This is a genomic window from Candidatus Defluviilinea gracilis (assembly GCA_016716235.1).
Classification (GTDB): Bacteria; Chloroflexota; Anaerolineae; order Anaerolineales; family Villigracilaceae; genus Defluviilinea; species Defluviilinea gracilis.
The window spans coordinates 533067-547597 of record JADJWS010000001.1 but is presented as its reverse complement, the minus strand read 5'-3'; the positions used below and the strand labels follow the sequence as shown (position 1 = coordinate 547597).

Genomic DNA, 14531 nt, shown 5'->3' with positions numbered 1-14531 from the left:
CGTTGTAAATCCTAACCGTTGAATACCAATGCTCACAAGGTGATCGATGGAAGAGTCCGCTGAATTTGCGATCAAAGAAACCCTGCATACCAGCGCGCGCACAAGGGTCTATCGCGCCGCGCGCCGTTCCGATGGCAAGCCGGTGGTGTTGAAGACCCTCCATGGCGCGAGGATCACGCCCGAACTTCTGGCGAGGTTTCGTCAGGAATACGAGATCAACGCCTTGCTCAACCCGGTTGCCGGGGTGAGCGAAGTCCACAAGTTCGATACCTCTGGAACCCCGACCATCGTGATGGAGGACATCGAGGGCGATACGTTGAGTCAAACAGCCAAGCCAATCCGCGACTTGACCGAGTTCCTCAAGATTGCCATCGCAGTGACAGACGCGCTCGGGCAGATCCATGCGCGCCAGATCATTCATAAAGATATCAATCCATCCAACATCATTTACAACCCGAATACGGGGAACGTCAAGATCATCGACTTCGGGCTTTCCACATTGCTACCGCGCGAAACGGTTGCGCAAGTCAATGTCAACGTGCTGGAAGGGACGATTGCCTATATTTCGCCGGAGCAAACCGGGCGCATCAATCGACCCGTAGATTACCGCGCGGATTTTTATTCCCTGGGCGCCACGTTGTACGAATTGCTGGGCGGCGTTCGTCCCTTTGAAGAAACAGACCCGCTGTCTCTCATCCACAGCCACCTGGCAAAGCAACCTGTTCCGGTCAGCGCGGTCAACCCTGCGGTCCCGTCGCCTCTATCGGATATCATCATGAAATTGCTGGCAAAGAACGCGGCCGACCGGTACCAGTCCGCCTTTGGGTTGAAGGCAGACTGGATCGAATGTCAGCGTCAATGGCAGGCTGGCGGCGCGATTCGTGAATTTCCCCTCGGGCAAAACGATGTATCAGACCGATTCCAGGTTTCGCAAACGTTGCACGGGAGGGAAGATGAACTACGCCAATTATTGAGCGCATTCGAAAACGCGCGGCGCGGTTCGGCTGAGGTGGTCTTGATCGCGGGCGAAGCGGGCATGGGGAAGACCAACCTGGTTCATGAACTACAAATTCCCATCGCCCGCCAGAATGGAATATTCATTAGCGGCAAATACGCCCATTCTCCCAACCCCACGCCTTATTCAGGGCTGGTAGACGCCCTCCGCGCGCTCATTCGACAACTTCTCTCTGAAAGCGAGGCAAGCCTGGCTTCTGCCCGCCAAAAGATCAACGAAGCCATCGGCGTAAACGGGCAGGTGATTCTCAACCTGATACCGGAGGCTGAGCATGTTCTCAGACCGCAACCGCCCCTGCAATCCCTTTCTCCCGAGGAGGAACAAAATCGATTTAACCTTACCCTGCAGAACTTTCTCGAGTCGTTTTTGAATTCCGAACGCCCGCTGATCTTGTTTTTCGACGACATTCACTGGGCAGATGTCGCCTCCAGCTCCTTCCTTCAGCGCTTTGCGGCGTCTGCCAACCTGCATCATGTGATGGTGATCGCCTCGGTTCGCAACAGCGCGATCACCTCGGATCACCCATTACACGGGCTCCTTCAAAAATTTATCGATGAAGGCAACACCGTCACGCAAATCGATCTCAACCCTCTGCGCGTCGACGAAGTGAACCGCCTGCTTGCCCAATCCCTTCACTGCCCGTTGGACAACTCGTTGGCGCTTGCCGAAGTGATACAAGCCAAGACAGGTGGCAATCCGTTTTTTATCAATGAATTCTTGCGAGGCAGTCACAGCGACGGACTGATCCGATTGAACCTGGAGCGCGGCGGCTGGGATTGGGATCTTCAAGGCATTCAAGCGCGGCAACTCACCGACAACGTCCTCGAAGTCATGGCGGAAAAAATTAATGAGTTGCCTGATGATACGCGCCGCATGTTGGAATTCGCCGCCTGTATCGGATACGAATTCGACCTCTCCACCCTAGCCGCGCTTTCGAATCAACCCCAGCCTGAAACTGCCTCTGCCCTGCGGCCTTCCCTGCGCTCCGGCCTGGTCGTCCCCCTAACCCCAAATTACCTGATCGCCGAACAGGCAGAAACCGAATCTGACGCGCGATACGCCTTTGCTCACGCGGGCATTCAGCAAGGGGTTTACGAAGCCATCCCGCAGGCGGGAAGAACATCCATCCACTGGAGGGTGGGTCAACGCCTGCTACAAAGCAGTTCCGCCACAGAACGCGAACAGACGGTCTTCGGGCTGGTGAATCAGCTGAACCTGGGGGCTGGGATGGCTGACACCCAGGAGGATTACCTGGAATTGATCCGCCTGAACTTGCTGGCAGGGCAAAAGGCGCAAGCAACCGCCGCGCATGATATTGCCTATCATTACCTGAAGACCGGCGTCGGCTTACTTGAACATATCCCAGCCCATTGGCGGGAACAATATTCGCTCGCCTTCAACGTACATGTTGCCTGCGCTGAAGCGGCATATTTGACCGGTGACCTCGAGGAAAAAAACCGTCTTGTGAGCGCCCTGCTTGCCCATGCCAACCCCGGGCTCGATCAATCCCGCGCTCACGAGATCGATATGCGCGCCTATCTTGCGCGCGATGAACGCACCTCAGCCGTGCGCGCCGGACTTGAAGCCTTGCGGTGTCTTGGGGTGATCCTTCCGTTAAAACCCAACACATTCCAGATTCTGGCGGCTTTGCTCAGGGTGCGTTTCCTGCTCTCGCGCAAATCGAAAGCCGAGTTGCTTCAACTCCCCGAATTGGACGATGAACGCGTCGAGCGAATTTTCTGGATCGTGCGTATTATCTTCTCCCCGGCGTATACGAACATTCCAACCCTCCTCCCGTTGTTATTCCTCAAAACTGTGGAACTCAGCCTCAAGCATGGCAATGGCTCCATCTCCGGGTTTGCCTTTGTGGGATATGGCTTTTTGCTCACAGTGGCATTGGGGGATATCAAAGGAGGCAGCGAGTTTGGCGCGATCGGTCTACAACTTGCCGATGCGCTGGATGTGGAGAAGGAGCGATGCGCCGCAAAAGGATTGCATGCCACCGTGCTTCAATTTTGGACGGAGCCTTTGCGAAACACTCTCAGCCTTCTTATGGATTCATACCGGGCAAGCCTGAACCTGGTGGGAGATTATGCCCAAGCCAGCAACAGCGCATTGATCTACGTTTACCATTCCTATTGGGCGGGATGCAAATTATATGAGTTGGAACAGGAAATGAGCGCGTTTAGCGGCAGAATCAAGCAGATGCGCCAATCGTCCAACCTCAATCACGTTGGGTTTCACCATCAAGTGGTCTTGAACCTCATGGGAAAATCTGCCGACCCGCGCAAGATCGTTGGCGCCGCCTACGATGCCGAGAGCCAACTGCCCGAACAGATCGCAAAGAACAATCGAAGCATCGTCATGAACATTTATATGTATACGATGTATCTGAATTTTTTGTTCGGGGACTATCAATCTGCCCTTGGATATTCAGCCTCTTGCAAAGAGTTTTTGGATGGCGGCGCGGGCGCGTATACATCGTTTATGTATCCGTTCTTTGATTCTCTCGCGCGTCTCGCTTTGTGGAACGACGCCACGCCTGCTGAAAAGGAACACTGGCTGAAGATCATAACCGCCAATCAAAAAAATTCTAAGAAGTGGGCGGCATTTGCCCCCGAAAATCACCAGCATAAATATTTGTTGGTCGAGGCGGAACTGGCGCGCGCGCGCGGCGACACCGGCAAGGCGCGCGAACTGTACGATGAGTCGATTGCGCTGGCAAAACAGAATTTATTTTTGAATGAAGAGGCGCTGGCGCGCGAGTTGGCGGGCAAATTCCATCTTGAGCGCGGTTTGCATGAACTGGCTGGTCATTACCTCGGTCAGGCGGTTCGCGCCTACCACGAGTGGGGCGCCTTCGCCAAAGTGAAGCATCTCGAAGAAGCGTATCCGCAATTTTTTTCAAGAGCGGAGGCTGGCGCTGGGCTCTCCTCTTCAGTGATTACATCGTCGACAAACACCGACGGCGCGGCCGCCATCGATTTCGCCAGCCTGATGAAGGCGACGCAGGCGCTTTCCAGCGAGATCGTGCTGGAAAAATTGTTCGCTTCCCTGTTGGAAGCCGCGATCGAAAACGCCGGGGCAGAGAAGGGCTGGCTACTGCGAGAACAAGCCGCAATGTGGATGATCGAGGCGCAAGGGGTGCGAGGCAACGTCCGCGTGCTGGCCGAGTCGCCCGCGCATCCGCAAGACTTGCCCGTTTCCATCCTCAGCTACGTTGCCCGCACGCAAGAAACCGTGGTGCTCGATGATGCCGCGCGGAGCGGTCAGTTCGCGCGAGACCCTTATCTCATTGCGCACAAACCCAAGTCGATCTTGTGCGTGCCGATGTTGAATCAGGGAAAATTATCGGGCTTGCTGTATCTTGAAAATAACCTGACGACGAACGCGTTCACCCCGGAACGCCTGGAGGTGATCCGCGTGCTTGCCTCGCAAGCCGCGATCTCGTTCGATAACGCGCGGTTGTACGGCGACCTCAGGCGGAACGAGGAGAAATATCGCGCGTTGTTCGAGAATTCGCGCGACGCCATTTTTGTGATCACGGCGAATGCCGACATCGTGGATGTCAACCAGGCAACGCTCGACCTGTTCGGGTATACGCGCGACGAACTGCTGAAACTTGGGATGGCGGAGATCGGCGTGACCGAGGAACAGTTTGCCGGGTTCCAAGACCTGATCGGCGCGCAGGGTTCGGTGCGCGACTTTGAGGTAAACCTGACGCGCAAAGACGGTGTCGTGATGGAATGCCTGCTGACCGCCACACTCCGCCGCGACGATGATGGCGCGCCCAACTCGTATCAAGGTATTTTGCGCGACATCACCGAACGCAAACGAGCGGCGCGTATGCTTGAAGCATACAGTCACAACCTTGAGCAAATGGTCGAGGAGCGCACAACCGAAGCGCGCCGCGCCCGCCAGGACGCAGAAGCCGCCAACGCGGCGAAATCCATCTTCCTCGCCAGCATGAGTCATGAGATCCGCACGCCGATGAACGGCATCATCGGCATGACCGGGCTGTTGCTCGGCACCGAACTTACCAACCAACAGCGCGATTTTGCCGAGGTGATTCGCGCCAGCGGCGAAACCCTGCTGACCATCATCAACGACATCCTCGATTTTAGCAAGATCGAATCGGGCAAAATGGAACTCGAGAACCAGCCGTTCAACCTGCGCGAATGTATCGACAGCGCGCTCGACCTCGTCGTCACCCGCGCGGCGGAACATCACCTCGACCTTGCCTGCATCCTCGAAGAGGATGTGCCGCCGGCGGTCTTCGGCGACGTGACGCGCCTGCGACAGGTGTTGTTGAACTTGCTGGGCAACGCGGTGAAGTTTACCGAGAGCGGGGAGGTGGTGGTGACCGTGAAGGTGGACAAAGCGATAAGCCAACAGAACGACTCGGAGCGTATCTCGCCTGTTTCCGCGTCTACGGTTGCGCTCCAATTCACTGTCCGCGATACGGGCATCGGCATTCCCCAAGACCGCATGAGCCGTTTATTCGAATCGTTCACGCAGGTGGATGCGTCGACCACGCGCAAATATGGCGGCACCGGGCTGGGGTTGGCGATCAGCCAGCGGCTGGTCGAATTGATGGGCGGAAGCGTGTGGGTCGAGAGTGAGGGCATTCCCGGCCAAGGTTCGTCCTTTCACTTCGCCATCCACGTCGAGCCGGCGGAGAGGGTTCGCACCGCGGCAAACCCGCGCGAGGATCGGCATCTTCTGGAGGGGAAACGCGCGCTCATTGTGGATGATAACCTCACGAACCGACGCATCCTGAAATTGCAGTTCGAAAAATGGGGCATGCTCGCGCAAGACACCGAATTCCCGCGCGATGCGCTTGCCATCCTCGAACGCGGCGAACCGTTCGACCTGATCGTGCTCGATATGTTCATGCCCGAGATGGACGGCGCCATGCTGGCCGGTGAAATTCGCAAACACAACGTGTCCATCCCGCTGCTTCTTTTTTCATCGATGGCGCAAAGCGAACTGGGGGAATACAGGACTTTGTTCAACGCCTTCCTCGCCAAACCGATCAAGCCCTCGCTTCTTTTCGACGTGCTGGCTGGTCTCTTTGACCCCAGCCGACTCGCCCCGGTCAGCGCCCCCAAAACCTCCGCCTTCGACATGGAAATGGCGTCCCGTCATCCATTGCGCATCCTCATCGCGGAGGATAATGCCGTCAATCAAAAACTCGCCATCCGCATGTTGGAGCAGATGGGCTATCGCGCCGACCTCGCCTCGAATGGACTCGAAGCCATCGAAGCGATTACGCGCCAGCCCTACGACGTGATTCTCATGGATGTGCAAATGCCCGAAATGGACGGACTCGACGCCACGCGAAAGATCCGTATGATCCAAACGGTTGCCCAACCTCGCATCGTTGCCATGACCGCCAATGCCATGCAAGGCGATCGTGAATTATGCCTCGCCGCCGGCATGGACGATTACATCTCCAAACCGATCCGCGCGAATGAACTTGTTGAGTCGTTGATGAGGGCGGGGAGCCATGCGTAGCCCGGTGGGCATGGGGATGCGTGAACATATTCATCCCTGTGTGCATGCTCACTTGCTCGCTTGCTCATTTGCTCACTTGCCCACTTGCTCACTTGCCCACTTGCTCATTTGCTCATTTGCTCACTTGCCCACTTGCTCATTTGCCCACTTGCTCACTTGCCCACTTGCTCACTTGCTCATTTGCTCCCCTGTACACCCGTTTCCCTGTATACTTGCGCGCAGGCACTTAACCAAAGGAAACCAATCATGCCCGTCATTGACCGCACAACCTTCGACGAACTCAAGCAAATCTCCGGCGCGGAATTTATCAACGAATTGATCGACACGTTTCTAGACGATGCGCCGCGCTTGTTCGATGAGTTGAAATCTGGACTGGCAGAGGGGAATGCCGATTCGTTCCGTCGCGCGGCGCACTCGTTGAAGTCGAATGCGGCGACGTTTGGAGCAAATCGACTGGCGGAGTTGGCGAACGTGTTGGAGGGGATCGGGCGGGAGAACCGGCTGGGGGAAACGGGAGACAGGCTGAACGTCCTGAATGAAGCGTTGGGATCCGCCTGCGATGAATTGCGAGGGCTAAAGTCATGAGCGCCACGCACGAGCCCGGTCGCATGTTGATCGTGGACGATAACCGCGTTAACCGGCTATTGCTCACTCATGCGCTGGAACAGAATGGGCATCACGTATACACAGCCGAGAACGGCAAGATCGCCATGGAGATGTTGCGCGAGAAGTTGTACGATGTGATCCTGTTGGATATCGATATGCCCGTGATGAATGGCTTCGAAGTGTTGGAAGCCCTGTTAAGCGACAACGAACTGCGCGACCTGCCGGTGGTGATGACCTCGGCATCGGATGAGCTTGACCGCGTGGTGAAGTGCATCGAAATGGGCGCGGAGGATTATCTCGTCAAGCCGTTAAACCCGATCCTTCTGCGGGCGCGCGTCAACGCCAGCCTTGAGAAGAAGCGACTGCGCGACCAACAGCGAAAACTGTTTCGCACGTTTGCCACACCCGAGGTGGCGGAGCAACTCTTGCGCGAAGGGTTTTCACTCGGCGGAAAATATGTGACGGCTTCGGTGATGTTCGCCGATATCCGTTCGTTCACCTCTCTCAGCGAAAAACAGGAACCGACCGAGACCATCGAACTGCTCAATAATTATTTTGCGTTGATGTTCGACGCGATCACCAGTCACCATGGGACGGTGAACCAAATGGAAGGCGACGGGATGATGGCGATCTTCGGCGCCCCGGTCTTTCATGAGCGTCACCACGACCACGCGGTGCGCGCCGCGCTCGAAATGATCGACCTGCTGAATGTGTTCAACGAGCAACGCGCCGCGCAGGGCAGAGGGCAGATCAAGATCGGCATCGGCATTGCCACCGGGCGAGTCATTGCGGGGTACACCGGCACACAACATCGCGCCACCTACACGTGCGTCGGCGATACGGTCAACATTGCGGCGCGTATTGAAAAGCACACGAAAGCCGCCCAGCGCCCGATCTTGATCGATCGCGCCACGCGCGACGGTTTGAGCGAAGATTTCAAGACTGAGGATCTTGGTGATGTGATGTTTGCGGGCAAGGAACAAGCCATCAAGATTTTTTCCGTGAGCGCGTGATTTGTTCTTAGGCAACGACTTCGCACAGCCATGGAAATCACCACCCCGTAACTTGACGCGCCCTCTTGGATGTGCTACCATCCCCGAAACTTTGTTCTGTGTTTCAGGAGAAGATTATGTTGAGAATGAAGCGAGGCGCGATGATCGCCTCCATAACAGTGATCGGCGCGATGTTGCTCACGGCGTGTCGACAACCGTTTTCCACGCCGGTGTCTGTCACCAGCACGGCGATTGATACGAGTAATTTATTCGAAACCCTCGGCACTCCGGTTGCCAGCCCCACCGGGCTGGGAGGCGTTCAGCAGGCAACCACACAAACCGCGCAAAGTATCGACCCGAATTTGTTGAACACTGCCACACCGGGCGGCGTCGCAGAAACCGCCACATTGACTCCATTCGTGCAGTTGCCATCCAACCCCACTGCGACACCCACAACGACTCTCGCCCTCCCCAGCGGGCCGACCAGCACGCCTCAACCGCAGGTTCCGCCCGGTTCGCATCCTTCCACGTATGCCCTCAAAAGCGAGGAATTCCCATTCTGCATCGCGCGCCGCTACGGGATCGATCCCGCGGCGTTGCTGGCGGCAAGCAACCTCTCCAGCCCGGATATTTATTACGCGGGCTTGGTCTTGACCATCCCATCGGGTCCGGCTTGGTCCGAAGCCGATTTGGGCCCGCGTTCGTTGCGCGCGCATCCCGGTTCCTATGTGGTGACCGGCAATGCCGATACAACCGTGTTTGGAGTGGCGTGTAAATTCGGCGATGTAACGCCGGACGCCATCGTCGCCGCCAATGGCGGGCTTACCCTCAATTCTACGCTGGCGGCTGGTCAGAGTTTGAGCATTCCATAATTCAACGCTTTAAGTAAAATACGATTAACCTCAGGACTTACGCAGTTGGCGGGCAGTTCGATTTGCCAGGCAAATCGTGCCGCCGCCGCAGTGCAACTACGGCGCAACAGGTTCAACTGCGTAAGTCCTAATCCTTTAAAACGCTGATTGACGCTGAGAGAGTAGCATCAGCGTTTTCTGCATGAATCAGGGTCTTATTCATTTTCAAGCGAGTCGTATTTCTTTTATAATGCGATCATCACGATCTGAGGAAACTTACATGACCTTTGAACTCATCAAATCGGAAACTTTATTGCAAGGGCGCGTCTTCCGCATCCGCCGCGACACACTCAAAACTCCCGATGGACGCGAAACCAAATTCGAGATCATCGAACATGGCGGTTCGGTGGTCGTCATCCCGGTGGATGAACATGGAGACATGTATTTCGTGCGGCAATATCGTCACGCCGCGGGGATGGATCTGCTCGAACTCCCGGCTGGCACGCGCGATGGTGACGAACCATACGAAGAATGCGCCGCCCGCGAGATCCGCGAAGAGACCGGCATGGAAGCGGGGAAATTGCAAAAGGTGGGGGAGTTCTTCCTTGCCCCCGGCTATTCCTCCGAATTTATGGAAGTGTATCTAGCCACCGACTTAAAGCACAACCCGCTGGAGGCTGATGAAGATGAATTCCTGTCGGTCGAGAAATATCCGGTGCGACAAGCCATCGAAATGGCGGAGCGCGGCGAAATGCCCGATGCCAAGTCGCTGGCGGCGCTGTTGATGGCTAAACCCTATTTGAATTTGTAGATTCATCCCTCTGATACAATCGCATCATGAAGCCAATTTCATCCACTGAAGAACGCGTCTGGGCTGTGCTGGCGCATCTTTCCGCGCTGGTGATGGGCATGGGACTCATCCTGCCGATCATCGGCTGGGCGGAGCAAAGGCGGAAATCAAAATTTATCGCGTATCAGTGTTTGCAGGCATTGGGGTATCAGACGCTTGGGTATACGATCTGGCTTCTAGGCTATTTGCTGTTCATTACCGTCATCATTGTTTTAATGATGATCGTTGCGATGGTCAGCCCGAAAGACGGAGATGCGTTTGCGGCGTCACTCGTCGGCTTCAATATCTTCTTTTTCGTTTTTGTCATTGGCTCTCTCGGAGTTTATCTTCTCCTGCCGATCATCGCCGCTGTTGCGTGCGGCATGGGAAAAGATTTTCGATACCCGATCATGGGCAAGCGGCTGGCGAAGTATCTTGAATACAATGCCGAAAGCGAGAACGGGCTGAACGAAGATCACGAAGACCGCTGGGTCGCCGCGGCGGGACATTTCAGCGTGATCCTCGCGTTTTGGGGATTGCTCGCCCCAATCACCGCGTGGATTCTGCAAGGCAAACGAAGCGCGTGGCTGAAGTTCCAATCCGCGCAGGCGATTGCGCTTCATGCGTCTGTGCTTATTCTTGGAATTATTGCCGGTATGTTTTACATGGTTGGCATGGTCGCCTTCATCGCGCTCACTGGCTTCGACCCAGAGTCAGTCGCGAATTCATCTGCGGGACTCATGGGCTTGGTGGTCATGTTCGGTTCGATGATTGTCGCGCTGTTGATCGCGCTTCTCGTTCCGCTATTTCACATTGCAGGGCAGTGGGCTGGCTATCGCGTGTTGAAAGGCGATGATTATTGGTATCCGATTATCGGGAAACTGATTGCGCGCGTCATCCCCCCGAAAGAACATTGGGACGATGTGAGTGGAGCGAAGAATCTCCCAGCCCGCGAGGAAGACCCTTCGCTACGCTCAGGGTGACATTCCGAGGAGAGTTATGAAAATTCTTATCGCAACAGACATGGAAGGGATCACCGGCGTCACCACGTGGGATCAGGTCACGCCGGGACATGCAGAGTATGCGCGTTTTCGCAGACTCATGACACAAGATGTGAATGCCGCCATCCGCGGCGCGTTCGATGCCGGCGCGGATGAAGTCATCGTTGCCGATGGGCATTGGAATGGCTCGAATATCCTCATCGAGGAACTCGACCCGCGCGCGAAATTGAACACCGGTTCGCCGAGTCCGCTTTCGATGATGCAGGGCATTGATGAAAGTGTGGACGGTGTTTTCTTCGTCGGCTATCACGGGCGCAACGGTTTGCAAAACGCGGTGCTTGATCACACGTGGTCATCGAAGACCGTTGCGAATCTTTGGCTCAATGAAATCCTCACCGGCGAATATGGTTTGAATGCCGCGCTCGCCGGTCACTTTGGCGTGCCGGTCATCATGGTTTCTGGCGACCAGACTGCCTGCGCCGAAGTGGAAAACTTGCTCGGCGATGTGGAACGCGCTGTTGTCAAACAGGCGACGGGGCGATATGCGGCGGAATGTTTGCCCGCGCAAGCGACTCACGATCTCATCTTTATGTCTGCCGCGCGGGCGGTGACGCGGCTGGCGGAGGGCGACTCGCCTGACCCGTTCGTGTTGGATTCTCCGATTCGCGCCACAGTGGAATTTTTCACCTCCGACATGGCGGATCGCGCCGCGCTTATGCCTGCCACACAACGCGAAGAGACTCGCGTCTCGTTGACCGGGCAGGATATGGTCACGGTCTATCGCGGTTTCCGCGCGATGGTGACGCTGGCACTGTCTAGTTAACTGATGCTGAGCAGTTGAAGTTGATTTGTCTGGTAATGCGATATTTTGCCTATTAACCAATACATCTAACAATAAACAAGATATGGATTCTTGCCATAAAGCCAATCCCGAAGGGATGGTAGGATTCTAAAAACGGCAAATGGGTCTCCAAATCCCGAAGGCGTCGCGTGGCGCCGTGGCGACAGATGACATAAATTTTCCTCTTCTGGCACCCCTTCGGGGTTGAATGAGATGCATCCTTCAATACTATAATCATTTGACCCCTTCGGGGTCTGTGGGAAAGTGCCGTATTGCTCGGTTTTATTGTTAACCTGCAACATGTCGCTCTTGTGCAAGAACAGCCTGAAAAGTGAGACGCTTCGTAGTCTCGATCTACGGGTTAACTGCGTAAGGTGGGTAGCTAAGGCTGACGCGGGCGAACCAGTTTGCCCGTCGGGGCGAAGCGGGTTGTTCATCCGAATTCGGAAAATTTGCATTGACGTATCGCTGAAAGCCTCCATATAATTGGATATGGCATATCCAAAAAGCGAAGCGGGTGTTGTATTGCTATCTCACGAAAGGAGGTGGCTTTTCGGGGTGAATTTCGAGGATGGTTCGTTTCTTTTCAAACCCAACCAAACTTAAGGAGAGAGAATGAAATCAAAATCGTTTTTGTTGATCAGCGTGCTCGCGCTCGTCAGCGTGGTACTTTCCGCTTGCGGAGGAGGCGGCGGAGGCAATATGATCACGAAACTTGGCGAGGGCGAGGGTCAAGTGGATATCATTGCCTGGGCGGGATACATCGAGAATGGTTCAACCGACGCGGCATACGATTGGGTGACCGAATTCACCAAAGCGACCGGTTGCGTGGTGAACGTGAAAGTCGCGGCGACATCCGATGAGATGGTCTCGTTGATGAATCAAGGCGGCGTGGATCTGGTGACCGCGTCGGGCGACGCGTCGAATCGTCTCATCGCGGGCGGCACTGTCCAGCCGATCAACATTGAATTGATTCCCTCGTACAGCACGGTGGATGAACGTTTGCAAAATGCCGCGTGGCATACGGTGGACGGAGTCCACTACGGCACGCCGTATCAATGGGGCGCGAACGTGTTGATGTATAACACCGAGGTCTTCCCCGAAGCGCCCACTTCGTGGGATGTGGTGTTCGAGGAAATGGACCTGCCGGATGGACAGAGCAACAAAGGCCGCGTGCAAGCCTACGATGGCGCGATCTATATCGCGGATGCCGCGTTGTACCTCAAGGCGCATAATCCCGAATTAGGCATTGGCGATCCGTATGAACTCACACAAGAACAGTTCGATGCCGCGGTCGCGTTGCTGAAAACGCAGCGCGCTTTGGTGAGCCGCTACTGGCACGACGTTGTGGTTCAAATGGAAGACTTCACCAACGAAGGCACGGTGGCTTCCTCCTCATGGCCCTATCAGGTGAATCTGCTTCAATTCGACGGCAAACCGATTGCCTCGGTGGTCCCCTCCGAAGGCGCGACGGGCTGGGCGGATACGACTATGATGCACGTCAACGCTCCGCATCCGAATTGCGCGTATATGTGGATGGAACATTCGCTCGACCCCAAAGTGCAAGGCGACGTGGCGGCGTGGTTCGGGTCGGTGCCGGCAGTCCCTGCCGCTTGCTCGGCAAGCGAATTGCTGACCGATACCGGCTGCGCAACGAACGGTTTCGACAACTTCGATAAGATCCAATTCTGGAAGACGCCAACCTGCGGGGACGGGAAATGCGTTCCGTACAGCAAGTGGGTCGAAGCATACAATGAGATCAAGGGACAATAACTGTTCCAGATAAACACAACCGCGTTGAGTCGCAAGACTCAACGCGGTTGAAATTTTTAGAGCAACGAAATTTCATGGATAAACCCTCCGCAATTATTTTTTCCAATGTGTCGCGTTACTTTAACGAAGTTCACGCAGTGGACAACGTTTCGATGGAGATTCGAGATGGGGAATTCTTTTCGATGCTCGGTCCCTCCGGCTCCGGCAAGACCACGTGCCTGCGGCTGATCGCGGGCTTCGAGCGTCCCGATTCTGGGGCGATCCAAGTCTATGGCGAGGATGTTTCTGTCCTGCCGCCGTATGACCGCCCCGTGAACACGGTCTTTCAAGATTACGCCTTGTTCCCTCACATGACCATCGAGGACAATATCGCGTATGGGCTGATGATCAAGAAAGTTCCGAAAGCCGAGCGCATCAAGCAAGTGAATGATATGCTGGATTTGGTGCAACTCGCCGGCTTTGGGCGACGCAAACCCTCGCAACTTTCTGGGGGACAGCGGCAACGCGTCGCTCTCGCGCGAGCCTTGATCAACCGCCCCAAGGTTCTTCTGCTCGATGAGCCGCTCGGCGCGCTCGACCTCAAATTACGGCAACAAATGCAAGTGGAGTTGAAATCGATTCAACAGCGCGTGGGGATCACATTCGTCTTCGTCACTCACGATCAAGAAGAAGCGTTGACCATGAGCGACCGCATCGCGGTGTTCAACTTAGGGAAGGTCGAACAGATCGGGACGCCCTCGGAAATTTATGAACATCCCGCCTCGCCGTTCGTGGCGGGATTTGTCGGCGTGTCAAACATCGTGGAGGGTGAACTTGCAAAACGCATCACCGGGTCAACGCAAAAGTTTTCCATCCGCCCGGAGAAGATTCATCTGCTGTCAACAAGCGAAACTCCCGAGCCTGACACGTATTCAGCCGACGGCGTTGTGCGCGATGTGGTGTATCTGGGTTTATACACGCGCTATCTCGTTGAGTTGAGCGACGGCGGAGACTTGGTGGTGGTGGCGCAAAATCTCAAGACCACTTCGATGGACGCGCTCAAAGTGAAGGGCGCGTCGGCGCGGCTGGTTTGGAAGCGTGAACACGTCCGCCCGCTGGGCAATTGA

The 14531-nt window shown here is 55.6% G+C and carries 9 protein-coding genes; all 9 read left to right on the top strand.

Annotated elements, in window-relative coordinates; translation table 11 throughout:
* Positions 1–46 precede the first annotated feature (46 nt).
* Positions 47–6532: a response regulator gene (locus IPM31_02565; GenBank protein ID MBK9005856.1), complete on the top strand. Its 6486-nt coding sequence runs from the start codon at positions 47–49 to the stop codon at positions 6530–6532.
* A gap of 246 nt (positions 6533–6778) precedes the next feature.
* Positions 6779–7117, top strand: coding sequence for an Hpt domain-containing protein (locus tag IPM31_02560; GenBank protein ID MBK9005855.1), 339 nt, complete (start codon positions 6779–6781; stop codon positions 7115–7117).
* Positions 7114–8151 carry an adenylate/guanylate cyclase domain-containing response regulator gene (locus IPM31_02555; GenBank protein MBK9005854.1) on the top strand — a complete coding sequence of 346 codons (1038 nt, stop codon included), beginning with the start codon at positions 7114–7116 and terminating at the stop codon, positions 8149–8151. The genes IPM31_02560 and IPM31_02555 overlap by 4 nt, the downstream gene beginning before the upstream one ends.
* A gap of 116 nt (positions 8152–8267) precedes the next feature.
* Complete coding sequence (locus IPM31_02550) at positions 8268–9002, top strand: LysM peptidoglycan-binding domain-containing protein (protein ID MBK9005853.1); 735 nt, start codon at positions 8268–8270, stop codon at positions 9000–9002.
* A gap of 259 nt (positions 9003–9261) precedes the next feature.
* Positions 9262–9792, top strand: coding sequence for an NUDIX hydrolase (locus IPM31_02545; GenBank protein MBK9005852.1), 531 nt, complete (start codon positions 9262–9264; stop codon positions 9790–9792).
* A gap of 26 nt (positions 9793–9818) precedes the next feature.
* Complete coding sequence (locus IPM31_02540; protein MBK9005851.1) at positions 9819–10793, top strand: DUF4870 domain-containing protein; 975 nt, start codon at positions 9819–9821, stop codon at positions 10791–10793.
* Positions 10794–10809: 16 nt separating this feature from the next.
* A complete protein-coding gene (locus IPM31_02535; protein ID MBK9005850.1) occupies positions 10810–11634 on the top strand; it encodes a M55 family metallopeptidase in 825 nt (274 codons plus the stop codon).
* 633 nt (positions 11635–12267) lie between these two features.
* Positions 12268–13425 carry an ABC transporter substrate-binding protein gene (locus IPM31_02530; GenBank protein MBK9005849.1) on the top strand — a complete coding sequence of 386 codons (1158 nt, stop codon included), beginning with the start codon at positions 12268–12270 and terminating at the stop codon, positions 13423–13425.
* A 74-nt stretch (positions 13426–13499) separates the two neighbouring features.
* Complete coding sequence (locus IPM31_02525; GenBank protein ID MBK9005848.1) at positions 13500–14531, top strand: ABC transporter ATP-binding protein; 1032 nt, start codon at positions 13500–13502, stop codon at positions 14529–14531.